Here is a 22,978-nt window from a genome sequence, read left to right as displayed (position 1 = left end):
TCCCGGTGCAATCGCTGTTTACACGTCGGGCTCGGGCATCCCCGAGCACGTCTCAGAGCGACCCTGGCGTGGGGTCTATCACCACTGGGATGGCTACCCAACCGGCCTCGGGCAACACCTTCTGTACCGCGCGCAGCGCGCGCAGGGGGACCTGGGGGCCGTGGTGCGCCAGCTCATCAATGAGGCCCCCTGGGGCTGGTCGCTCTGCATGCCGGGCCCCGAGAAGCCGGAGGGCCAACGCTTCTCGGAGGAGGAGCCGGGACTGCGCGTCGGGCCGGAGGAGACCGGTGCCGTGGCCTATGTCTATGTCTTCGATGTGGAGGCGCGTCGGCTCGACATGTTCGCCACCCACGTCGGAGGCGAAGGCAGACGGCTCAGCTCGGTGCGCTTCTCATCCACGGGCTCGCCCGACCTGCCGGCGCTCGACCTCCATCCCGAGGAGACCGTCACGGAGCCGTTCCTCCCCGGAGAGCCGCTCTCGGCCCGGGCACTGAAGGACTGTCTTGAGGGCCTGCCGCCGCTCGAGGCGGTGCGCGAGACCGACTCCACGCGGCTCGAATGGGTGGACACCCAGCAGGGGCCCGACGAGTCGCTCTCCATCCTCTTCCGCGTGGTCACCTTCGAGGACGGATTCATCTCCAACGTGGTGGAGCAGGAATGGGATCTCGTGCCGCCCTCCGCGCGACGGGAGCCGGAGCGTGTCCGGCACTTCCTCGAGGCGTTCGCCGAGGTGCTGCTCGAGGACCCGAAGCGGTTCAACCCGTTCTGGATCTCCGCGCAAGACTCGCTGCGTCGTTCCGGCGCGAGGCAGCGTGAGAGCTTCGCGCGAATCCTGAGGGCGCACTGGGCCCGCGACTTCGGCTCGGAGGACGCGTCGTCGTAGGAGGACCTCCGGGTCTGGAGTTTGAGGCTCATGACTTTTCATTCTGCGAGCCTCATTCGCGAGCTGCCGCGACTTCGCGGGCCAGTGCGACGAACGCCGTATGAGCGGCCGAGGAATTGCGCCGGCCAGGGTAGTAGAGGCAGAGCCGAGCGAGCTCCGGTGTCCAGTCCTCGAGCACGCGAACGAGGCGTCCCGCTTCGATGTCGCCTCGCACGTCCGGCTCCATGAAGAAGCCGAGTCCGATGCCCTCCAGGACTGCGATCCGCGAGAGGCTGGCCTCGTCCAGCGTGAGGGGCCCCGTCACATCGATGAGGGCCGTCTGCCCCCGCTTACGGAACTCCCACCGGAAGAGGCTGCCGTTCGGCAAGCGCACCCGGATACACCGATGACGGAAGAGGTCCGATGGGACGCGCGGCCGGCCGTGCTTCTTCAGGTACGCCGGCGAAGCGACGACGGCATGGCGTTGGGGCTCTCCCAGCGGGATGGCAATCATGTCGGTGGGCACGAGGTTCGCCATCCGCACACCGAAGTCGAACCCCTCGGCGACGACGTCGACCAGCCGGCCTTCGGTCACGACGTCGACATGCACGTCCGGATGGCGGCGGAGGTACTCCAGCACCAGTGGCGCGAGGATCTCGCGCGCCGCTGTCGCGAAGGTGTTGATGCGCAGCATGCCGGACGGCTTTGCCTGCTGGGAGCGAGCCGCGTCCATCGCGCCGCGGATGTCCTCGAGTCCCGGAGCCACCTGTTCGACGAACGCTCTGCCGGCGTCGGTCAGCGAGACGCTGCGCGTCGTGCGGTTGAAGAGGCGGACGCCAAGATGTGCTTCGAGCTTCGCGATCGCGCTGCTCATCGCCGTCGTCGACATCCCGAGATCGAGGGCAGCGCCGCGAAACGAGCTCCTGCGAGCGACGGCGAGGACGGCATCGAGATCATTCAGTCCGGGTTGATACATCGATAATCCTGTAAGTCGGGATGCCGCATCCTGGTTTGTCCCCATTGAGCGGGCAATCGCGCGGGCTTACGTCTTGGGTCATGACAATGCACCCATCGATTCGAGCCTATTTCGACGCGGGCAGTGCCACGCCGCTCCACGCCTTCGCGCCCGATGCCGTTGTCGAGGATGAGGGACATCGGCATGTCGGGCATGCGGCCATCGACGAATGGTGGCGTGACTCCCAGGAGAAGTATCAGGCCGTCGCGCAGCCGGTCGAGGTGAACGCGAAGGGCGATGCCTGCGAGGTTCGCGCGAGAGTGACGGGCCGGTTTCCCGGCAGCCCCATCACGCTCACGTTCGCGTTCCGGATGAAGGGCGACCGGATCGCGGCCTTGAGCATCGGCGCGTGAGCCGCGATGCCCATTTCAACCCTGCGGAAGGAGATGACGTGATGAGAGAGCTGGAGGGTAGGTGTGCGCTCGTGACGGGCGGAACGAAGGGCATCGGCAAGGCGGTGGTCGCATGGCTGCGCGCGGCCGGCGCGACGGTGCTGACGACCGCGCGGGAGGGAACGGGCGAGGGCTTCATCGCCGCCGATGTCGCCACGGCCGAGGGCTGCGAGCGCGTCGTGAAGGCCGCCGGAGCCGTGGACATCCTGGTCCACGTCGTGGGTGGAACGTCGGCGCCGGCAGGCGGCTTCTCCGTCCTCGACGACGACGCCTGGCAGAAGACGCTCGACCTGAACCTGATGGCGGCGGTGCGTCTCGACCGGGCACTGGTCCCCGGAATGCGCGAGCGCCGGACCGGCGCGGTCGTGCACGTGACGTCGATCCAGCGGCAGATGCCGCTTCATGAAGCGACGACCGCGTACGCCTCGGCCAAGGCCGCGCTCTCGAACTACAGCAAGGCCCTCTCGAAGGAGGTCGCGCCGCAGGGCGTGCGCGTGAATCGCGTGTCGCCGGGCTGGGTCGAGACCGAGGCCTCCGTCGGATTCATGAGCGAGATCGCGGCGAAGAACGGCACCGACGAAGCGGGCGCGAAGGAAATCGTGATGCGCTCGCTCGGCGGAATTCCTCTCGGGCGCCCCGCGCGTCCGGCCGAGGTCGCCGAGTTGATCGGGTTTCTCGTCTCGGACCGGGCGAGCGCGATCACCGGGGCGGAGTACGTGATCGACGGCGGGACGGTGCCCGTGAGCTAGCAGGCTGCTGAAGAACTCCGGTGCGGGGACGACCTCCCGCACCGGAGCGGGGTCTCCTCCTGACCTGGTGAGCCAGGAGCCTCCGGACGACAAGGGCAACCCCACCGTCGACTTCCACGGCGAGAAGAGAAGCAACGCCGCGCACGCGTCAACGACCGACCCGGAGTCGAGGCTGGTGCGCAGAGGATGCCGGGGATGACGTGCAGTGCTTCGTGGAAGCTGTACGGGATCGACGGATGACTCCGCACGTGGCCTGAACGCGGGACATGCGCCGGGCCAGCCGAATCGACGGCCGGGCCCCCCGCCATACGGGCTGCGCCCTGACAGCGCGCGCTCTTCAGTACCGCGAGGAAAATCCCTGGGGACTCAGCGGCTTGAGCACGAAGGCCCCGCGACGTTCATCGCGAGGCCCGTGGAAAACAAAAAGGCCCTGCCGGTTTAGGGCAGGGCCTTCTTTTATGCTCCCCGACGTGGACTCGAACCCTCAGCCTTGCGGTTAACAGCTCCTAACAAATGCCAGGACAGAGGCGCCGTAGGAGCATGACGCAGCAGCCGAGGACGAGGAATCCAAAGTGCATGTCGTCCCTGCGCTCGTCGCGGACACGAAGACGGCGCAACTGGTTCTTCCAAGCCAGCGTGCGCTCCACAACCCAGCGATAGTCCCCAGCCGCTCCTTGGACTCGACGCCTGGACTCGCGATGCGAGCCACGATGCCTCGCAGGCGGAGTTCCTGCCGGTTCCTCCTGGAGGCATAGGCATTGTCCGCGTGCAGCTTTGTGGGTCGCAGTCTTCGCTGGCCCGAAGGCATCCGCACCGCGGGCACGGAGTCGATGAGCGGGAAGAGTTCGTGCGTGTCGTGGACGTTGGCGGCCGTCACGAACTCGGTGAGCGGCAGGCCCTAGGCGTCTACGAGAAGATGATGCTTGCTACCCGCCTTCGCTCTATCCGTCGGGCTCGGGCTCGTGAGGGCCCCCCTTTTGACGCCCAGCCGGACGAGGAGTCGATTGAAGCTCGCGAGAAGTCCACCTTGCCTCGCAGTCCCAACTCATCCAGCAGCCGCGCCTGCAACTGTTCCCACACGCCAGCCCGGGTCCACTCCTCCAACCTGCGCCAGGCTGTCATGCCCGACAGGCCGAACTGCTTGCGAGGCAGCATCTCCCAGGGAATGCCGCTCCTCAGCACGAAGACGATGGCCTCCAGTGCCGCCCGGTCGTCCGCACGAGGGCGGCCCAGCTTCTTCTTCGGCCGGGGCGGTGGCAGCAGTGGCGCCACGCGCTGCCAAAAGGCGTCGGGAACGAGTTCACGAACCATGCCCGGTGCCCCTCAAGGTGAGGACGCCCCTTGTGCTCGGCCAGCCCTGACCTGACTTTCGTTAGGTGCTGTTCGCGTGGGCTCCAACTCCACCGCAGACGAAGCACTAGCCCGCACGGTCGTAAGGGGGGCACGCACTGCGGGCGAATAGGCCCAAGCGCGGCGGCAGGACCATCCTGCCATGGTCTTATGCAGAGCTCTGCTGCGGGATTTCCCTTGCGCTTCGGATCTCCCGGCCATGCGGGTCCGTGCGTGCTGCCCCCTCATGCTAAGAAGAGAAAGCCATGCTCACCAGTGACCTACGTAGCCAAATCGACCGCATCTGGGACGCCTTCTGGAGTGGCGGCATCGCCAACCCGCTCGAAGTTATCGAGCAGATTACCTATCTGCTCTTCCTTCGCCGGCTTGATGACCTCCAGTTGCTGGAGGAGAACAAGGCCGCGCGCCTTAAGCGTCCTATCGAGCGGCGCATCTTCCCCGAGGGCAAGGACGCGAAGGGCCGACCCTACGAGGAGTTGCGCTGGTCGCGCTTCAAGAACCTCGCGCCGGCCGAGATGTTCGCCATGGTAGGCGAGCACGTCTTCCCCTTCCTGCGAACGGTGGGCGGCGACGGCTCCACCTACGCGCACCACATGAAGGACGCGCGCTTCACCATCCCGACGCCCGCGCTGTTGGCTAAGGTGGTCGACCTACTCGACCAAGTGCCGATGGAGGAGCGCGACACCAAGGGCGACCTCTACGAGTACATGCTCTCGAAGATTGCGAGCGCGGGGCAGAACGGCCAATTCCGCACTCCGCGCCACATCATCCAGCTCATGGTGGAGATGAGCGCACCCACTCCCCGCGACGTCATCTGCGACCCTGCGAGTGGCACGTGTGGCTTCCTCGTGGCGGCGGGCGAGTACCTGCGAGCGCGGCACCCTGAGGCGCTGCGCGACGCAAGGCTGAAGGAGCACTTCCACTCGGGGATGTTCCACGGCTACGACTTCGACAACACCATGCTGCGCATTGGCAGCATGAACATGCTGCTGCACGGGGTGGAGCAGCCGGACGTGCGCTACCGCGACTCGCTCGCGCAGGACCACGCGGGCGAGGCGGAGAAGTACACGCTGGTCCTCGCCAACCCGCCCTTCGCCGGGAGCCTCGACGAGACGAACACCGCCAAGGACCTGCTTCAGGTGGTGAAGACGAAGAAGACCGAGCTGCTCTTCTTGGCGCTCTTCCTGCGGCTGCTCAAGCCTGGCGGCCGCGCGGCCGTCATCGTGCCAGAGGGGGTGCTCTTCGGTTCCTCCACGGCGCACAAGGCGCTGCGCAAGATGCTGGTGGAGGACCAGAAGCTGGAGGGCGTGGTCTCACTGCCCGGCGGCGTCTTCAAGCCCTACGCGGGCGTCTCTACCGCCATCCTGCTCTTCACCAAGACGAACTCCGGTGGCACTGACCGCGTGTGGTTCTACAGCGTGGAGGCGGACGGATGGAGCCTCGATGACAAGCGCGCGCCCTTGCTGTCGGAGGACAAGCTCGGCCCGGTAGCTCGTTCATCCCTGACGCCTGAGGAACAAGCGAAGAACAACCTGCCGGATGTCCTCGCCCGATGGCGGGCCCGGTCGGAGTCGGAACTTAAACGCCCTCGAAGTGCGCAGAGCTTCTGTGTCCCCAAGGCGGACATCGCAGCGGAGGGCTACGACTTGAGCCTGAGCCGCTACCGACAGGTAGTCGAGCAGGCCATCCAGCACCGTCGTCCCGAAGAGATCCTTACGGAACTCGCCAAGCTCGAAGCTGAGATCCAGCAGGGCATGAAGGAGCTTGGGGGACTGCTGCAATGAAGGGCTGGTTGAGAACTCGACTTGGCGATTGTTGCGAGATCGTTTCGGGCGCAACCCCGAGCACCAGCGTGCCGTCGTACTGGGACGGCGACATCTACTGGGCGACGCCAAAGGACTTAAGTGGCCTGCGCGGCGCGTACATCGGCGCGACCGAGCGGCGGATCACGCGCGCTGGTTTGCAGAACTGCGCCGCTGAGGTGTTGATGCCCGGCGCGGTCCTGTTCAGCTCGCGTGCGCCAATCGGCCACGTGGCGATGAACACCGTGCCCATGGCGACGAACCAGGGCTTCAAGAGCCTCGTACCTAAGCCCGACCAGGTACACCCAACGTTTCTCTACCACTGGCTGCGCAAGCATCGCTCCTACTTGGAGAGTCTCGGCAACGGGGCCACGTTCAAGGAGGTGTCGAAGTCGGTTGTCGCGCGCGTTGAGATCGTTCTGCCACCATTAGTCGAGCAGCGGCGCATAGCGGTAATATTGGACCGAGCCGAAGCACTGCGCGGCAAACGCCGCGAAGCTCTTGAAGGCCTGGATGTGCTGCCTCAGGCCATGTTCGCCAGCAGTTTTGGCGCGCCGGATGTGGTCCTCAAACAGTGGACCAATGTGAAGCTCGGCGAGGTCTTGGATTTCCTGACCAGCGGATCTCGGGGTTGGGCCGCACACTACGCTGAGTCCGGCGACCTCTTCCTTCGCATCCAGAACGTGCGCAACGACGAGCTTCTCCTCGATGATGTCGCGTTCGTCACTGCTCCCAAAACGGCAGAGGCCGTCCGCACGCGCGTCCAAGTAGGGGACGTGTTGCTGAGCATCACTGCAGACCTCGGGCGCACAGCTGTCATTCCCGACGGGCTCGGCCCCGCGTACATCAACCAGCACCTCTCGATTCTGCGAACGAAAGCGCTACACCCCCGTTTCCTATCGGCGTTCCTCGTATCGCCTACGGGGCGGCAGCAAGTTCTGGGTCGGAACAGGCAAGGCGTAAAGGCTGGCCTGAACTTCGACGACATCCGCTCGTTCGTCATTCCGAATCCGCCCGCCGGGTTGCAGGAAGCCTTCGCTCAGCGTGTGGCGGTCATCGACAAGCTCAAAGTGGCGCATCGGGCCTCCTTGGCGGAGATGGACGCTCTCGTTGCCTCGCTTTCGTATCGCGCCTTCCGAGGGGAGCTGTGAGATGAGCCACTTCGACTTCCTGAAGTCCGAGTGGCCTGCCCTTTACGAGGCCGCCAGCCGCTCCGAGTCCCTAGCGCATCCGGACGCGCGCGCCGCCTGCTTCTACGCACGCCGCGCCCTCGAACTGGCCGTGGCCTGGCTCTACAAGCATGACGCGAGCCTCAAGCTGCCCTACCAGGACAACCTGAGCGCGCTGCTGCACGAGCCCACCTTCCGCAACACCGCTGGTGACGCCGTCTTCACCAAGGCGCGGGTTATCACCAAGCTGGGCAACGAGGCCGTCCACGGTCACCGTCCGGTGCGCCAGTACGACGCGCTCACCTCGGTGCGCGAGCTCTTCCACGTCGCGTACTGGCTCGCGCGCACCTACGCGCGCGCCCAGAAGCCTGCGCCGGGCCTCACCTTCAACCCGGAGGTCCTGCCCCGTCAGGCGACCGCCCTCGCCCAGACGCCGGAGCAGCTCCAGAGGCTGGAAGCGCAGCTGCGGGCGAAGGACGAGCAGCTCTCGGCGCTGCTCGCGGACAGGGCCACCCTGGACGAGGCCCTCAAGCGCGCCCAGGCCGAGGTGGCCGAAGCCAAGGCGGCCAACGTCGCCCAACCGGACACGCACGACTACTCCGAGGACGAGACCCGCCGCTTCATCATCGACCTCCTCCTCAAGGAGGCCGGCTGGGCGCTGGACAAGCCGCGCGACCGCGAGTTCGAGGTGTCGGGCATGCCCAACGCCCAGGGCGTGGGGTGCGTCGACTACGTGCTGTGGGGCGAGGACGGAAAGCCCCTGGCCCTCGTGGAGGCCAAGCGCACCAGCGTGAGCCCCCAGGCGGGCGAGCAGCAGGCGAAACTGTACGCGGACTGCCTGCAGGCGCAGTTCGGCATGCGGCCCGTCATCTTCCTCTCCAACGGCTACGAGCACTGGCTGTGGGACGACGTCGGCTACCCGCCGCGCCGCGTGCAGGGCTTCTACAAGCGGGAGGAACTGGTGCTGCTGCACCAGCGACGCACGGGCCGCAAGCGCCTCGCCGACGCCGTCGTGAGCGACACCATCGTCGAGCGCCTCTACCAGACGCGCGCCATCCGCCGCATCGCCGAGTCCTTCGAGCGGGACAGGCAGCGCAAGGCGCTGGTGGTGATGGCGACGGGCGCGGGCAAGACGCGCACCGTCATCGCCCTCGTCGACCTCCTCATGCGCTGCGGCTGGGCCAAGCGCGTCCTCTTCCTCTCCGACCGCGTGGCGCTGGTGAACCAGGCGGCCAACGCCTTCAAGGCCTTCCTGCCCGACGCCGCGCCCGTGAACCTCGTCACCGACAAGGACGGCACCGGGCGCGTCTACGTCTCCACGTACCCCACGATGATGGGCCTCATCGACGAGGTGCGCGAGGGGCACCGGCGCTTCGGCGTCGGCCACTTCGACCTCGTCATCATCGACGAGGCGCACCGCTCGGTCTTCCAGAAGTACCGCGCCATCTTCAACTACTTCGACTCGCTCCTCGTCGGCCTCACCGCCACGCCGAAGGACGAGGTGGACAAGAACACCTACAGCCTCTTCGACTTGGAGAGCGGCGTCCCCACCGACGCCTATGGGCTGGAGGAGGCGGTGAAGGACGGCTTCCTCGTGCCCCTCAAGGCCGTCTCCGTGCCCCTCAAGTTCCAACGCGAGGGCATCCAGTACGAGGCCCTCTCCGACGAGGAGAAGGACGCCTGGGACGCGCTGGAGTGGGACGAGGAGGAGGGCACCCCGGACAGCGTCGAGGCCGAGGCCGTCAACAAGTGGCTCTTCAACGCGGACACCGTCGACAAGGTGCTGCAGCACCTCATGGAGCGCGGACAGAAGGTGGCCGGCGGGGACCGGCTCGGCAAGACCATCATCTTCGCCAAGAACAACGCGCACGCGGCCTTCATCGCCGAGCGCTTTAACATCAACTATCCGCACTACAACGGCGAGTTCGCCCGCATCATCACCTACAAGACCGAGTACGCGCAGAGCCTCATCGACGGCTTCAGCCAAGAGGCGAAGTCGCCGCACATCGCCATCTCCGTGGACATGCTCGACACGGGCATCGACGTGCCCGAGGTGGTGAACCTCGTCTTCTTTAAGCTGGTGCGCAGCAAGACGAAGTTCTGGCAGATGGTGGGGCGCGGCACTCGCCTGCGGCCAGACCTCTTCGGTCCCGGCGAGCCCAAGCGCTTCTTTTACGTCTTCGACTTCTGCCAGAACCTGGAGTTCTTCAGTCAGCACCCGCCCACCGAGGACGGGGCCGTGGCGGAGTCCCTCGGCAAGCGCCTCTTCAAGCGGCGGCTCGCGCTGGTGGGCGAGCTGGACAGGCGCCTTGCTGCGGAGAAGCGCGGCTTGGCTGCAGGCGAGTCCGAGGCCTCCATGGGCTATGCGACGACTGAGGCGGCGGTGCGTGCCGACGTCGCCTGCGTACTGCATGGGGAGGTGGCGGCCATGAACGTGGACAACTTCGTGGTCCGCCAGTGCCGCGAGGTGGTTTCCCGGTACGCGAATCCGGCTGCCTGGGCGAAGCTGTCAGAGGAGGCGCACGAGGAGCTCGCCCACCAGGTAGCTGGGCTGCCCTCGCAGCTGGAGTCCGAGGCGGAGGAGTCCAAGCGCTTCGATCTCCTCATGCTCAACTTGGAGCTGGCGCTGCTGCGCAAGGAGCCCTCTTTCATGCGGCTGCGCGAGCAGGTGAAGGCGCTCGCCAACGTGCTGGAGGAGAAAACCAGCATCCCCATGGTGAAGGAGCATCTCGCCCTCATCCAGGAGGTGCAGTCGGACACTTGGTGGCAGGACGTCACCGTGCCGATGCTGGAGCTCGCCCGCAAGCGCCTGCGCGCCCTGGTTCGCTTCATTGAGCGCACGCAGCGCAACCCCGTCTACACCAACTTCGAGGACGTGCTGGGCGAGGCGGTGGAGGTGCAGTTGCCCGGCTTCGCCACGCCGGACGAATGGGAGCGCTTCCGGGCGAAGACGCGCCAGTTCCTCCTCGCGCACAAGCACCACCTCACCGTCCGCAAGCTGCGGATGAACGAGGCCCTCACGGCGTCCGACTTGACGGAGCTGGAGCGGCTGCTCGCGCAGCACGGCATCGCGGGCGAGGAGGAGTTGCGGCGAGCGAGCGAGCGGGCGCAGGGCCTCGGGCTCTTCGTGCGCTCGCTGGTAGGGCTCGACCGCGAGGCGGCCAAGCGCACCCTCAATGAGTTCCAGGCGGGCAAGGCGCTGAGTGCGAACCAGTTGGAGTTCACCAGCCTCATCGTGGAGCACCTCACCGAGCACGGGGCGATGGACCCGTCGAGGCTCTACGAGTCCCCCTTCACGGACTTCACGCCCCACGGGCCCGAGGGACTCTTCACGTCAGGACAGGTGGATGAGTTGGTATCGCTGCTGGAGCGAGTGCGCCGCACAGCAACGGCGGCGTGAGCTGCGCTGTCGGAATCGGGCGGTTGCCCGCGTACGAGATGGAGGTGGCGGTGAAGCGCATTGACCGGGACCCGCTTAGGTTTGACACCTTCGCGCTCTTCGCCCGCTTCCTTCAGAAGGAAAAGCTGCCGCTGGGCGAGGAGGAGGGGCTGCGGCGGTTCGTCAAAAAGGTCCGCGAGTCCGCCGAAGAGGCCACAAAGAGCGAGGGCTTCCTTTTCGGGCAGCGCACCGAGTCCCTCTTCGAGATGGTCGTCGCCAGCCTCGGCCACGTGAAGTTCCTCAAACAGGAGGACTTGGGGGACGTGTTCTATCAGCTGCCAGACGACCTCCAAGTCCCGGACTTCCGCGTGGTGTTCGGCGATGACGTGCACGCCTTCGTCGAAGTGAAGAACGTTCATCAAGTGGACGCGCCGCTGGTTCGCGGCGCTCGCGAGGTTGAGCGGCTGGCGAACTACGCGCGGCTGATGAAGTGCGAGCTCTTCTTCGCCACGTTCTGGTCTCGGTGGGGGATGTGGACGCTGGTTCGTGAGCAGCACCTCGCACGCGAGGGCAACAAGCGGGTGCTGACCTTAGAAAAGGCGTTCACGTTGAACGAGATGGCGCTCGTCGGCGACCTCTTTGTCGCGACGCGCGCCCCCCTCCGGGTTTGCGTCGAAACGTTGCCCGTCAGCAAGGGGCCGGCGGAGCGCCGAGGCAAGAAGGGGGGGAAGCAGCCGCTGAAGGTGCAGTCGGTGGGGTTCTACACAGAGAACGGACGGATTACGGACCCCGTCGAATTGCGCATCGCCGACTTCATCGTGTTCTACGGGCGCTGGCCTGCGGGGGACGTAATCATCGAGCGAGACACGGATGGGGGGATTACCGCCGTCGAGTTCTCTTACGCCCCGCCTCCAGAGGCGTCCCACCAAGAGGCTCAAGGTTGCGACGGCATCGGCTCACTTAGCGAGATGCTCTCGCGCGCCTTCCGTGACACCACAACGAGAGGAGACGAGGTCATTGCCACCCGTGCGGACTTCGTCCCGGGTGAGTACCGCGACTTCATCCCCCCTGACTTCTTCTTCGTCAAACGACGTGTGCTCCCCCTTTGGGTCTTCCGCCTCGCGCCCAAAGACACGGCCGCAGCGGACTGAGGGGGGGCGTTCATCGTCATCCCGGTTGCGGCAAGTGAGCTACCGCAGCGTGGGTACTTTGTGGGCGCGGCGTGCGTAGCGTAGAAGCGCCGCGTGGTGCATGGTGACTTGTGGCCCAGGAAGGCGGCGACCACTGCGGGGTCCGCGCCCTGGTTGATGACCCAAGTTGCAACCGAGCGGCGAAAGCGGCCCGGGGTGAACTCGGGGACCTTCGCCGCGATGCACGCGGCCTTCACGGCGAGCCTGAACTTCTCTACCGAGAAGCTGCCCCGCTCGCGCAGCCGCTTCGCTGCGTCCAGCATCTCGGCGGAGACGCCCGTGCGCAGGACATGATGAAGAGGCCCCCCCGACGCGATCACGGCTTTGCCTCGCGTCAACCGAGCAGAGGTAGCGAGGGGAGGGGGAGTGCTGGAGGCCCCAATCCGATCCGCTTGACCTGCGAAAAGCAAAAAGGCCCTGCCGGTTTAGGGCAGGGCCTTCTTTTTTTGCTCCCCGACGTGGACTCGAACCACGGACATGGTGATTAACAGTCACCCGCTCTACCAGCTGAGCTATCGGGGAATATGTCCCGCCGCGGCGGTGCGTTGCCGTGACGGAAGCGACTTCTAGAGAACCGAGCCTGCCCTGTCAACTGTCCTGTTCGATCCGATCTCCCGGCTTACCTCGCAGCCCTGGTCCGCCCTCCAGGGGCTCGGTCCCGTCGTGTCCGAAGCGCTTGCCCGTGTCCTCTCGGGCGACCCCGCCGAGCGCGTCCTTGACCGGACCCTGCGTGCCCACCGCGACCTGTCCCGCGAAGGACGCCAGGCGCTGAAGGAGGCCGTCTTCAACGTGGGCCTCTGGCGCCGCCGCCTGGGGTTCCTTCTGGCCTCTCCAGACGCGTCGCCCTCCCAGCTCCTGTTCGCGCTCCTGCATGGCCTGGTGGGCGTTCCCGCTTCGGATGCCGCGTCGTGGGCCGGGCTCCCGGCTCCCGTGCCACTGCGTACGGAGACGCCCCCGTCGCTGGCGCTCCGGGCCTCGCTTCCGGACTGGCTCGCGGACCACTTCTCCCGGGAACTGGGGGCGGAGGCGGAGGACTTCTGCGCCCACCTCAACGTCCCGGGGCCCATCACGCTCCGGGTGAATCCGGCCCGCATCTCGCGTGAGGCCCTGGCCTCGCGCCTGGCCTCCGAGGGCGTCGCGACCCGCCCTGGCTCCTGGAGCCCTTTGGCCCTTCATGTCGATGGCCCCCGGCCGAACCTCTATGGGCTGGCCTCCCTGCGCGAAGGCCTGTTCGAGGTCCAGGACGAGGGCAGCCAACTCCTGGGGCTCCTGGTGGAGGCCCGGCCCGGGGAGACCGTGCTGGACCTTTGCGCCGGGGCAGGGGGGAAGACGCTCCAGCTGGGCGCGGCCATGAACGACTCCGGCCGGCTGCTCGCCTACGACCCGGACGCGGAACGGCTGGATCGGCTCCAGCAGCGCGCTTCCCGGGCCGGGCTCACCCGCGTCCAGGTACTTCGGACGCCTCCTGCGCCAGGCCTCAACGCCGACCGTGTGCTCGCGGATGCTCCCTGTTCGGAGCTGGGCTCGCTCCGCCGGGGGCCGGACCTCCGCTTCCGGCTCACCCCGGACTCGCTCTCCCAGCACACGGCCGTCCAGCGCGACATCCTGGCCCGGGCAGGGGACGTCGTGCGCCCCGGCGGCCGGGTCGTCTACGCGACCTGCACCCTCAACCGGGCGGAGAACCAGGACGTCGTCGCGGACTTCCTTCGCTCCCGCCCTGACTTCCGGGCCATCACCCCGGGCGCCGGTTGGCTTCCGGACGCGTGCCTCCAGGATAACTTCCTCTTCGTCACCCCACACCGGCACGGGACGGATGGGTTCTTCGCGGCGGTGCTCGAACGCGGCTCGGCGGGGTAGGGCGGCCAGCGGGCGGACGAGCGCTCCACGGGGCCTCGTTCCTCCTTCCGGCGGTACTCAACGCTTCGGGCCCGGGGCTCCCTGAAACACCGTTTCCCACTCGCACCGGGTGCTATGAAGCGCTGCGTGCGTTGGCTCAAGCCCCTTCCGCTCCGTCCCCGCGACACGGTGCAGGTCGTCGCCCCCGCGGGCCCCTTCGAACAGGCTCCCTTCGAGGCTGGCCTGCGCATCCTCTCCGACCGTTACTCCCCGGTCGTCCGGCCCGACATCGGCGCGTCGCACCGCTATCTCGCCGGGGATGACGCCCGCCGCCAGGAGGAGCTGTCCCACGCGTTCCTCGACCGCTCCACCCGCGCCATCTTCTGCGCCCGAGGTGGCTATGGCAGCGCGCGTCTGTTGCCCGAGTTGCCGCTCGACAAGGCCGGCCCTGTCTCCTTCACCGGCTTCTCCGACCTGACGTCCATCCACTGCGCGCTCCAGGCCCTGCACCGCGTCTCCATCCACGCGCCCGTCCTCACGCAGCTGGGCCGCCAGTCGACGCAGGTCCACGACTACTTCTTCCGCCTCCTCGAGTCCTCGGAGGCCCCGCCGCCCCTCACCGGCAACGCCACCTACGTCCCCGGCACCGCCGAGGGCGTCCTCGTGGGCGGCAACCTGTCTGTCTTCTCCCGGCTGCTGGGCACGCCGTACATGCCGCCGCTCGACGGCGCCGTGCTCCTCCTGGAGGACGTCACCGAGCGCCCCTACCGCATCGACCGCATGTGGACCCACCTGCGGCTCGCCGGTGTCTTCTCCCGTGTGCGTGGCATCGTCCTGGGTGACTTCACCGCCTGCGAGGAGAAGGACGCGAACTACTCCAGCGCGGACGTGCTCCGTGAGCTGGCGCGGGACGCGAAGGTGCCTTGCGCCGCGGGCTTCCCCATTGGCCATGGCGCCATCAACTACCCCGTCGCCCTGGGCACCCACGTGCGCCTGGACGCGGACGCCGCGCGCCTGACGTTCCTCGAAGGCGCGGTGAGCCCCGGATGAGCCAGCACCCCATCGCCAACCTCCAGGCCGTGCTCGATGATGGCGTGGAGCTGGGCATCTTCCCCGCCGCGCAGGCCGTGGTGCTCCACAAGGGCATGCAGGTCTTCGGCGGCGTCGCCGGCAAGGTGACGGGCGACACGCGCTTCGACCTCGCGTCCCTCACCAAGGTCATGTCCACCACCGCGCTCTTCCTGCGCCTGTGGACCGAAGGCAAGGTGGGCCCGGACACGCTCGTGTCCCGCTACTTCCCCGGCTCGCCCGCGGGCGACGCGGGCGTCACCGTCGCGGACCTGCTCTACCACCGCTCCGGCCTGCCGGCCTTCGTCCCGTTCTTCGCGGACGCGCTCAAGTCCCATCCGGAGCTGCTCGACGCGAGCTGCCCCGCGACCCTCCGCGCGCAGGTCCACGCGGAGGTCCTGCACGCCGCCGCCGCCACTCCGCTGGATGCGCCCGTGCGCACGAAGTCCATCTACAGCGACGTGGGCTTCATCCTCCTGGGGGACATCCTCGCTCGCGCTGGTGGCGCCCCGCTGGACGTGCTCTTCCACCGCCACATCGCGGAGCCGCTGGACCTGAAGGCCCGCTTCCATCGCCTCACCGACTTCCCCGCCGACGGCGCCACCGCGCACACCGGCGCCATGCGTCCTCGCGAGCCCGCTCCGGGCCAGGAGTCACTGTGGAAGGACGTGCCTTCGCAGGCGGCCCGCCCGGGTGAGGTGGACGACGACAACGCCTGGGTGCTGGACGGCGTCGCGGGACACGCGGGCCTCTTCGGCACCGCCGTGGACGTGGCCCGCTTTGGCCAGGCCGTGCTGGAGGGCGCCGCGGGCACGCATGCCGCGATTGCTCCCGGGCCGCTGTGGCACCGCGCGCTCGCCACCGACCCGCTGGTGGAGGGCAGCACGCGCTCCATGGGCTTCGACTCTCCGTCGAAGGGTCACTCCAGCGCGGGCCGCTTCATTGGCGACACGCCTCCGGGCGCGGTGGGCCACCTGGGCTTCACCGGCACCAGCCTCTGGGTGGACCTGAGGCGGTCGCTCGTCGTCGCGCTCATCACCAACCGCGTGGCCCAGGGCCGTCAGGACCTGCGCATCCGCGACTTCCGCCCCGCCTTCCACGAGCTCGTCGTGGAGGCGCTCGACCTCCACGTCCTCCCCTGAGGAAACCGCAGCATGGCTGACGACAACGGCAACGTCCTCGACTCACTCGACCCGAAGTCCGTGCGCCGCATCCACCTGGTGGGCGTGGCCGGTACCGGCATGGGCTCCTTCGCCGGCATGCTCAAGGCCGCCGGCTACGACGTCACCGGCAGCGACGAGAACGTCTACCCGCCCATGAGCGACATGCTCCGCACGTGGGGCATCCCCGCCAGCAGCCCGTACTCGCCCGCCAACCTGGACGCGGCGAAGCCGGACCTGGTCATCATCGGCAACGTCATCCGCCGCGTGAATCCGGAGGCCACCGCCGTGCGCGAGCGGGGCCTCAAGCAGATGAGCTTCCCCGCCGCGCTGGGCTCGCTCTTCCTGGACCACTCGCACTCCGTCGTCGTGGCCGGCACGCACGGGAAGACGACCACGTCCTCGCTCATGGCCCACGTGCTGGTGGCCGCGGGCAAGGACCCGAGCTTCCTCGTGGGCGGCGTCACGCAGAACTACTCGGGCAACTACCGCGTGGGGAAGGGCCCGCACTTCGTCGTCGAAGGCGACGAGTACGACACCGCCTACTGGGACAAGGGCTCCAAGTTCCTCCACTACCGCCCGCGCACCGCCATCGTCACCAGCGTGGAGTTCGACCACGCGGACATCTTCCGCGACCTGCCCCACTACGAGGCCACGTTCGAGAAGTTCGTGCGCCTGGTGCCCAAGGACGGCCAGCTGGTCGTCTGCGCCGCGTACCCCAACGCCGTGCGCATCGCGCGCGGAGGCACCGCGCCCGTCAGCACCTACGTGGCCAAGGAGGGCGCGGACGCGGACTACACGCCCAGGAACGTCTCCTTCGGTCCGGAGGGCGCCCGCTTCAACGTCGTGGAGAAGGGCCAGGACCTGGGCACCGTGACGCTGCCCATGTCCGGCGCGCACAACGTGGAGAACGCGCTCGCGGTCATCGCCGCCGCGCGCGGCCTGGGGCTCACCTTCGCTGAAATCCAGCAGGGCCTGTCCACCTTCCAGGGCGTGAAGCGCCGGCAGGAGGTGCGCGCGGAGATTGAAGGCGTGCTCGTGGTGGACGACTTCGCGCACCACCCCACCGCCGTGCGGGAGACCATCGCCGCCATCCACCACCGCTACCCGGACCGGCGCCTGTGGGCCATCTTCGAGCCGCGCTCCAACACCAGCCGCCGCAACATCCACCAGGAGGACTACGCGCACGCCTTCCCCGGCGCCGCGCGCGCCAGCCTCAAGGTGCCCGAGCGCCACGACAAGGTGCCCGAGGGCGAGGAGCTCAACGTCCCCAAGCTCATCGAAGCGCTCAAGGGTCAGGGCATCGCCGCGGACGGCGCCACCGACGTGCAGACGCTGGTGGACCGCGTCGCGTCCGAGGCGAAGGCCGGCGACGTGCTGCTCGTCATGAGCAACGGCGCCTTCGGGGGCTTCATCGAGAAGCTGCTCACCGCCCTGAAGGCCCGGGCGGGGAAGGGGACCTGAGCCATGCGCCGTCCGCTCCTGCTCTCGCTGGGTGCCCTGACGTTCGCCCTGGGCTGTGCCTCGTCGTCTTCGTCACTGCCGCCGCTCACGGACCGGACGGGGGAGGGGCCTCGCTCCAGCAGCTCTGCTCTGGAATCGTCGGGCCAGCCGCTGGCCTTCCAGGTGAAGCGCTACCCGGACAACAGCCCGTATGACTTGAAGAGCGACCGTGGCCAGGTCGTCCTCCTGGACGTGTGGGCCACGTGGTGCGAGCCCTGCAAGGACGCGCTGCCCATGTACGGCCAGCTGCAGAAGGAGTACGGCGCGAAGGGGCTGAAGGTCTACGCGCTCAACGTGGACGAGGACGTGCGCGCCATTCCTCCGTTCCTGGAAGAGGCGAAGGTGGAGGTGCCCATCCTCCTGGACGCCAACGCGCTGGTGTCCGAGCGCCTGCTGAAGGTGCGGCTGATGCCCACCACCTTCCTGATTGATCGCAAGGGCGTCATCCGTCACGTGCACGAGGGCTTCGCCGAGGAGTTCCTCCAGCAGTTCCAGACGGAAATCGAGCAGCTGCTCGCCGAGCCCGCCTCCTAGCGCGCACCCGAGGGAAAACGCATCCATGGCCCACGAACCGGAGACGCCCGCCGCGCTGCGCCGCACCGCGGAAGAGGGCGCCCGCATGGCCGGCCGCATCCTCCGTGAGCGCTTCCCCCAGCACCGCACCATCGAGTTCAAGGGCGGCATCGACCTGGTGACGGACGCGGACCGCGCCTCGGAGGCCGCGCTGCTGGACTTCCTGCGCCAGCGCTACCCGCGCCACGCCATCCTCGCGGAGGAGAGCGGCGCCTCGCAGGGCACGGACACGTTCCGGTGGATCGTGGATCCTCTGGATGGCACCACGAACTACTCGCACCAGGTGCCGCACTTCTGCGTCAGCGTGGCGGTGGAGGGGCCGGAGGGCACCGTGGCGGGCGCCGTCTACGACCCCATGCGCGACGAGCTCTTCTCCGCCGCGAAGGGCGAAGGCGCCACGCTCAACGGCGTGCCCCTGAAGGCCAGCCCCACGGCCACGCTGGAGCGGGCGCTCCTGTGCACGGGCTTCCCCTACGACGTGCGCGAGCGGCCGGACCTGCCCGTGGGCCTCTTCTCCCAACTCATCCTCCTGGCGCAGGGCATGCGCCGCACCGGCAGCGCCGCGCTGGACCTGGCGTACGTCGCGGCCGGCCGCTTCGACGGCTACTTCGAGTTCGGCCTCAAGCCCTGGGACATCGCCGCGGGCGGCCTGCTGGTGGCGGAGGCCGGCGGCGTCATCGTGCACATCGACGGGCGGCCCTTCGATGTGCTCAAGGGCGACGTGCTGGCGAGCGGCGCGAACCTGGCGCCCCAGCTCATGACGCAGGCGAAGCGCTTCCTGGACGAAATCGGCTGGACGTCGCGCGACTAGAAGAAGCTCTCCGGCACGAAGACGATGTCGCCGGCCTGGAGCAGGAAGTTGCGCTCACGGCCCACGCCAATGTCCTCCACGGGCACGCGAATCTTGCGCTCCTGCCCGTCCACCACGCGCGTGACGAGCGTGTTGTTCTTCGCCGCCAGCTTGGTGAAGCCCCCGGCCAGGGTAATCGCCTGGATGATGGACACCTCGCCGGTGACGGGGAAGGTGCCGGGCTTCTGCACTTCCCCGAAGACGAAGATCTTCTGCGAGTTGTACTCCCGCACCAGCACGGACACCTGCGGGCGGCGCAGGTAGCGCGCCAGGCAGTCGCGCAGCGCATCCGCCGCGGCGCTGGCGGTGAGGCCGGACAGCGTCACCTTGCCGCACAGCGGATAGTCGATGGTGCCCTCCGGGGACACGCGCCAGGTGCCGGAGTGCTCGGGCTCCTGGAAGACGCGCACCTCCACCACGTCGCCGGGGCCCAGGTTGCCGCCGGACGTCGCCGCGGCCTCCGTGGACGAAGCGGGCGTGGGCGGAGGCGGAGGCGGGCGCGTGTCCGCGTGGCAGGCGGACAGCACCGCGAGGAGGGCCGGCAGGACGAAGAGGAGCCGCGAGGGACGCATGGGCGCGGGAAGCCTCAGTAGGAGACGGACACCCGCGCGTAGCCTTCGTGGCGGGTGTAGTTGAGGCCGGCGGCGCCGAGCGACGACGAGCGGGTGCCCAGCATGTAGCCCACCGCGCCCACCAGCCACGGGCGGATTTGATACTCGGGCCCCAGGTCCAGCGTCACCAGCGTGTCGCCTCGGCCGCCCGCGAAGGAGAGGAAGTCCAGCGCGCCCATGGCGTGCAGCGCGAGCCGGCTGCCCATCACGGAGCGCGCCTCCGCGTAGACGCGGTCGTCGCGGAAGGTGCCGTAGGCGGCCACCGGTTCGAAGGCGCGCAGGTAGCCGCCCTTCACCGTGAGCGACGGGCCCCAGAGGTACGTGCCCTCCACCTGGCCCACCACGGTGCCGCCGCCGCCCGCGCCCAGGTTCTGGCTCCAGCCGGCCTTCGCCGTCAGGGTGATGCGCGGGGACACGAGGCCGGACACGCCCGCCATGGCGTGCAGCAGCGTCGCGCTGGGGGTGGCGGTGTCGTTGAAGTAGCCCCGGTACTCCAGGCCCGTGTCCACCACCACCGCCGTCTTGGGCAGGAAGCGCCAGCGGCCCTCCGCGCCCAGGCGCAGGTTGCCGTAGTTGAACTGGCTGGCGGCCAGCGGATCACACGCGGCGTCGGTGCAGCCCACGGGCGTCATGCCGCCCAGGGGCTCGAAGAACTCCATCGCGTAGGCCAGCGCGGGCGTCACTTCCAGCGCGCCACCACCGGGCTTCCACTGCGCCTTCACGCGCGCCTCGTTGAAGAGGCTGAGGATGCCCGCGCCCAGCGCCGCCGTGCGCGTGCGGTCCGAGCGCGTCAGCTCGTCACCGACCTCCACGGACAGCGTGCTCTCCTGGTTGAAGCGCAGCGCTAGGTCCGCCGCTCCCTCCAGGTGCGACGCCGCGCCGGAGCCCGCGGTAATCAGGCCCGTGTAGGCCACGTAGTCCAGGTTGCCGCGCAGCGCGATGGCCAGCTTCGGGGACGGCACGTCCAGCATCAGCCCGGGCCGGATGTGCAGCGCCAGCTCTCCGGAGAGGTCCGGGGACAGGGGGCCCGTGCCCGCTTCGCGGAAGTAGCCCACTCCGCTGTCCAGGCGCGTCTCCAAATCCAGCGTCGGGTGCAGCCGGCCGTTGCCCACCTTCAGGCCATTGCCGCCCGGAGGCCGTCCGCCCGCGAACGCCTGCGCCGACGCCGTCAGCGGCAGGAGCGCCGCGAGCGCCAGGGCCCCGAGGGCCAGACGGAATGTCCCAGGCTGCTTCATGGTGTCAGCGGCACTCCAGGCAGTGAGACGGCGGGCATAGCACGCGTGTTCCCGCACCGGAACAAACGGTCCGGGGCCGGGACCGTGGGAGGTGGCAGGCGGCCAGTCACTCAGTCCACGGGGCTCGCGGGAGGAGGCCGGACAATCAGGTCCGGCGGCGGCGGGGGGCGCGTGGGGTCGCCACCGGGCAGGTTGTCGGGCTCTTCCACTTCCACGAAGAGGTTCTCGTCGGTGCGGAAGGCGAGCTGGCCGATGCACTCCTCGGCCTCCGAGCGCAGCTGGCCCACCTTCTGCTGCGCGATCATCACCTTGGTGAACTCGTGCTCGCCGGGGGCCGCCTCGCTCTTGCTGACGGCCTCCTGGAGGGCGACGTCCGCCTGCTCGGAGATGCGCAACAGGCCCTTTATCTGCGTCAGCTTCTCGTTGGCGCAGTTGAGCTTCACCACGTCCTTGGTGCGCCGCGCCTCCTCCACCTTTTCGAAAACCTGGCGGAGGGATTCGCGCATGGTGCCCAGCGCCTGCGTGCTGCGCTCCAGCTTCTGGCTGTCCGGCACGTCACCGGCCTTGTCCAGCGCGGGCGAGGCAGGGCGCGGCAGCGGCGCGGGCGTCTGCGCGAGCGCCATCCCGGAGGTGACGAGTCCTCCGACCACGGCCAGCATTCCCAGGGTGCGCATGCGCCTCACGAGTCCTTCCGGCCTCTTCCCAAGCTTCAAGAGTCGAGCCTAGGAGTGAGGGGGTGGGGTGTCAACGCAATGCCCCATTGGCCTTGAGTCCGGTCTTCCAGGAGAGAAGCTCAGTCCTGGGGAGCCAGGCGGGCGTTGGCCTCGCGCAGGCGGGCGGACAGGCTGCGCGCGATGTTCACGACGATGAAGGTGAAGCCGTCCGCGTGCGCCAACCGGAAGGTCCGCAAATCCTGTGCGGTGAGCTGGAGCAGCTCCACTTCCCCCAGGGCGCGCACGGTGGCGGAGCGGTGGTCCTTGTCGATGAGGCCCATCTCCCCGAAGAACTCCGGCGGTCCCAGGACGGTGAGGGGCTTCACGCCGTTGCCCGTCCCCCGGCGCACCACCTCCACCTGGCCCCGCACGATGACGAAGAGGCTGTCACCCAGGTCGCCCTCCTCGAAGACGACCTCGCCGTGGGCGTAGCGGTACAGCCGTGCCAGCTCCGCCAGCCGCGCGAGCTCGGCGGGGGCCAGCATCTCGAAGAGGGGGGATGTGGCGATGACGGCCAGCTTCTCCATGTGCTCCCCGCGGTCCCGGTGCCTCCGGAAGGTCCGGGAGGTCGAGCCTATTCCCCTGGCGAGAAGATGAACGGGTAGCTGACGGGGACGTCGTCACTCGGTTTGAAAGGGAACGTCCAGGCGCGCATCGTGGTCTTGATGCAGTTGATGACCTCGTCCGAGCGCAGGGTGGACTCGTCCACCTCCACGTTGCTGGCGCGGCCCTGCGGCGTGAGTTCGAAGCGGACCATCACCTTGCCCTTGAGGGAGGGGTCTCGCTTGAGGCCGTTCTCGTAGCAGCGCTGGATGGAGGCCTTGCGGCTCTGGATGAAGCGGGCCAGGTCCCTGGGCTTGACCTCGGCGCTGTCCACTTCCGGTATCGAGTCCGCGACCTGGGGCACCTTGACGACCTGCTTCTGGCCGGTGTTCACGGTGCCCGCGCCGGACGTCTGCGTCGCGCCAATGCCCGCCATCTTGCCGCCGGTGTCTCCCTGCGGATTGGCGATGCCGTTGCCGCCGCCGGAGCCCGCGGTGAGCGCGCCCCCCGCCGTCGCGCCCGCGAGCGCCTCCGCCACGTTGGCGCCGCTGCCGGCGCTGCCGAGCACGTCCGCGATGGCGTCCCCGCCGCCGGGGCCCTTGCCGCCCAGCAGCTTGAGCAGGCCCGTGCCCGCGACCCGGGCCTCCACCTGCTGCCGGCGCTCCGCGCTGTTGGCGGGAGCGGGCGTGGCGTCCGTGGAGGCGGGCTTCTTCGTGGCGGCCTTCGGCTCCTCCGTCTTCTTCTCCGTGCTGGGGCCCTTGTCCTGGGGCTCCTCCACCTTGGCGGGCTGGGGCGGGATGATGGCGCGCACGAAGCGGTCTTCCAGCTGGTCCAGCTCCACCTCCGCCTCCACCGGCGCGGGCTGGGCGGCGATGAACGCGACGCTCAGCACGTAGAGCGTCAGCATGGACACGAGGATGCCGAAGAAGAGGCGGTCCACCGTGCGCCACGGGCTGGCCTTCAGCTCCGGGGGGAGGG

Annotated in this window: 20 protein-coding genes, 1 tRNA gene and 3 pseudogenes; 15 read left to right on the top strand and 9 right to left on the bottom strand. The window is 68.4% G+C overall.

Going from position 1 to position 22,978, the window contains the following annotated elements:
* Window positions 1-163: 163 nt before the first annotated feature.
* Entirely contained in the window at window positions 164-883 is a 720-nt protein-coding gene (locus tag D7X55_RS02995; RefSeq protein ID WP_233609511.1) for a hypothetical protein, read from the top strand.
* A gap of 52 nt (window positions 884-935) precedes the next feature.
* Here the strand turns inward: D7X55_RS02995 and D7X55_RS02990 are convergent, their stop codons facing one another.
* On the bottom strand, window positions 936-1,838 hold the full coding sequence (locus D7X55_RS02990) for a LysR family transcriptional regulator (protein WP_121722167.1): 903 nt from the start codon (window positions 1,836-1,838) through the stop codon (window positions 936-938).
* An 86-nt stretch (window positions 1,839-1,924) separates the two neighbouring features.
* Here D7X55_RS02990 and D7X55_RS02985 point away from each other — a divergent pair, with 86 nt between their 5' ends.
* The 3 genes and pseudogenes from D7X55_RS02985 to D7X55_RS02975 form a co-directional block, all read left to right on the top strand.
* Entirely contained in the window at window positions 1,925-2,230 is a 306-nt protein-coding gene (locus D7X55_RS02985) for a nuclear transport factor 2 family protein (protein ID WP_233609510.1), read from the top strand.
* Entirely contained in the window at window positions 2,227-3,018 is a 792-nt protein-coding gene (locus D7X55_RS02980) for an SDR family oxidoreductase (protein WP_233609508.1), read from the top strand. The genes D7X55_RS02985 and D7X55_RS02980 overlap by 4 nt, the downstream gene beginning before the upstream one ends.
* Window positions 3,019-3,094: 76 nt before the next feature.
* Window positions 3,095-3,205 (top strand): annotated as a pseudogene (locus tag D7X55_RS02975) (IS5/IS1182 family transposase); the annotation flags it as partial.
* A gap of 319 nt (window positions 3,206-3,524) precedes the next feature.
* Here D7X55_RS02975 and D7X55_RS02970 read toward each other — a convergent pair.
* Window positions 3,525-4,329: pseudogene (locus D7X55_RS02970) on the bottom strand (IS5 family transposase).
* 284 nt (window positions 4,330-4,613) lie between these two features.
* Here D7X55_RS02970 and D7X55_RS02965 point away from each other — a divergent pair.
* The 4 genes from D7X55_RS02965 to D7X55_RS44440 are packed head-to-tail and all read left to right on the top strand — an operon-like array spanning window position 4,614 to window position 11,869.
* A complete protein-coding gene (locus tag D7X55_RS02965; protein WP_121722164.1) occupies window positions 4,614-6,152 on the top strand; it encodes a class I SAM-dependent DNA methyltransferase in 1,539 nt (512 codons plus the stop codon).
* Complete coding sequence (locus tag D7X55_RS02960; protein ID WP_121722163.1) at window positions 6,149-7,321, top strand: restriction endonuclease subunit S; 1,173 nt, start codon at window positions 6,149-6,151, stop codon at window positions 7,319-7,321. Before D7X55_RS02965 ends, D7X55_RS02960 begins: the two co-directional genes overlap by 4 nt.
* Window position 7,322: 1 nt before the next feature.
* Complete coding sequence (locus D7X55_RS02955) at window positions 7,323-10,739, top strand: DEAD/DEAH box helicase family protein (RefSeq protein ID WP_121722162.1); 3,417 nt, start codon at window positions 7,323-7,325, stop codon at window positions 10,737-10,739.
* A 50-nt stretch (window positions 10,740-10,789) separates the two neighbouring features.
* Window positions 10,790-11,869, top strand: coding sequence for a hypothetical protein (locus D7X55_RS44440; RefSeq protein WP_233609507.1), 1,080 nt, complete (start codon window positions 10,790-10,792; stop codon window positions 11,867-11,869).
* A gap of 131 nt (window positions 11,870-12,000) precedes the next feature.
* On the opposite strand, the pseudogene D7X55_RS45700 reads toward D7X55_RS44440, so the two are convergent.
* Window positions 12,001-12,105 (bottom strand): annotated as a pseudogene (locus D7X55_RS45700) (hypothetical protein); the annotation flags it as partial.
* Here D7X55_RS45700 and D7X55_RS44435 point away from each other — a divergent pair.
* Window positions 12,065-12,202, top strand: a complete 138-nt coding sequence (locus D7X55_RS44435; protein WP_233609506.1) for a hypothetical protein — start codon at window positions 12,065-12,067, stop codon at window positions 12,200-12,202. The pseudogene D7X55_RS45700 and the gene D7X55_RS44435 sit on opposite strands and share 41 nt — an antisense overlap.
* Before the next feature lie 155 nt (window positions 12,203-12,357).
* On the opposite strand, the gene D7X55_RS02945 is transcribed toward D7X55_RS44435, so the two are convergent.
* A tRNA-Asn gene (locus D7X55_RS02945) sits at window positions 12,358-12,430 on the bottom strand.
* A 141-nt stretch (window positions 12,431-12,571) separates the two neighbouring features.
* Here D7X55_RS02945 and D7X55_RS02940 point away from each other — a divergent pair.
* The 6 genes from D7X55_RS02940 to D7X55_RS02915 all read left to right on the top strand — a co-directional run bounded on the left by D7X55_RS02940 (window position 12,572) and on the right by D7X55_RS02915 (window position 18,859).
* Window positions 12,572-13,765, top strand: coding sequence for an RsmB/NOP family class I SAM-dependent RNA methyltransferase (locus D7X55_RS02940; protein ID WP_233609505.1), 1,194 nt, complete (start codon window positions 12,572-12,574; stop codon window positions 13,763-13,765).
* Window positions 13,766-13,879: 114 nt separating this feature from the next.
* Window positions 13,880-14,794, top strand: coding sequence for an LD-carboxypeptidase (locus D7X55_RS02935; RefSeq protein WP_121722159.1), 915 nt, complete (start codon window positions 13,880-13,882; stop codon window positions 14,792-14,794).
* Window positions 14,791-15,954, top strand: a complete 1,164-nt coding sequence (locus D7X55_RS02930) for a serine hydrolase (protein ID WP_121722158.1) — start codon at window positions 14,791-14,793, stop codon at window positions 15,952-15,954. Before D7X55_RS02935 ends, D7X55_RS02930 begins: the two co-directional genes overlap by 4 nt.
* A 12-nt stretch (window positions 15,955-15,966) precedes the next feature.
* Window positions 15,967-17,436: a UDP-N-acetylmuramate:L-alanyl-gamma-D-glutamyl-meso-diaminopimelate ligase gene (gene mpl, locus D7X55_RS02925; RefSeq protein WP_199746838.1), complete on the top strand. Its 1,470-nt coding sequence runs from the start codon at window positions 15,967-15,969 to the stop codon at window positions 17,434-17,436.
* 3 nt (window positions 17,437-17,439) lie between these two features.
* On the top strand, window positions 17,440-18,009 hold the full coding sequence (locus D7X55_RS02920) for a TlpA disulfide reductase family protein (RefSeq protein WP_121722157.1): 570 nt from the start codon (window positions 17,440-17,442) through the stop codon (window positions 18,007-18,009).
* A gap of 25 nt (window positions 18,010-18,034) precedes the next feature.
* A complete protein-coding gene (locus D7X55_RS02915) occupies window positions 18,035-18,859 on the top strand; it encodes an inositol monophosphatase family protein (protein WP_121722156.1) in 825 nt (274 codons plus the stop codon).
* Here the strand turns inward: D7X55_RS02915 and D7X55_RS02910 are convergent.
* The 5 genes from D7X55_RS02910 to D7X55_RS02890 form a co-directional block, all read right to left on the bottom strand.
* A complete protein-coding gene (locus tag D7X55_RS02910; protein ID WP_120551873.1) occupies window positions 18,856-19,470 on the bottom strand; it encodes a polysaccharide biosynthesis/export family protein in 615 nt (204 codons plus the stop codon). The genes D7X55_RS02915 and D7X55_RS02910 overlap by 4 nt on opposite strands.
* Window positions 19,471-19,484: 14 nt before the next feature.
* The gene (locus tag D7X55_RS02905; RefSeq protein ID WP_120551874.1) at window positions 19,485-20,744 is read right to left on the bottom strand and encodes a hypothetical protein; all 1,260 of its coding nucleotides are present in this window, start codon (window positions 20,742-20,744) and stop codon (window positions 19,485-19,487) included.
* Between the two features lie 110 nt (window positions 20,745-20,854).
* Window positions 20,855-21,418, bottom strand: a complete 564-nt coding sequence (locus D7X55_RS02900; protein ID WP_120551875.1) for a hypothetical protein — start codon at window positions 21,416-21,418, stop codon at window positions 20,855-20,857.
* A 119-nt stretch (window positions 21,419-21,537) separates the two neighbouring features.
* Entirely contained in the window at window positions 21,538-21,984 is a 447-nt protein-coding gene (locus tag D7X55_RS02895) for a cyclic nucleotide-binding domain-containing protein (protein ID WP_120551876.1), read from the bottom strand.
* Between the two features lie 47 nt (window positions 21,985-22,031).
* Window positions 22,032-22,978 (bottom strand): AgmX/PglI C-terminal domain-containing protein (locus D7X55_RS02890; protein ID WP_147470012.1); only part of this gene is annotated, 947 nt, incomplete at its 5' end.

It is taken from the genome of Corallococcus sp. AB049A, from assembly GCF_003668885.1.
In the GTDB taxonomy this organism is placed as follows: domain Bacteria; phylum Myxococcota; class Myxococcia; order Myxococcales; family Myxococcaceae; genus Corallococcus; species Corallococcus interemptor.
The sequence above is the reverse complement of the archived record's forward strand: the minus strand, read 5'-3'. Positions and strand labels throughout refer to the sequence as shown.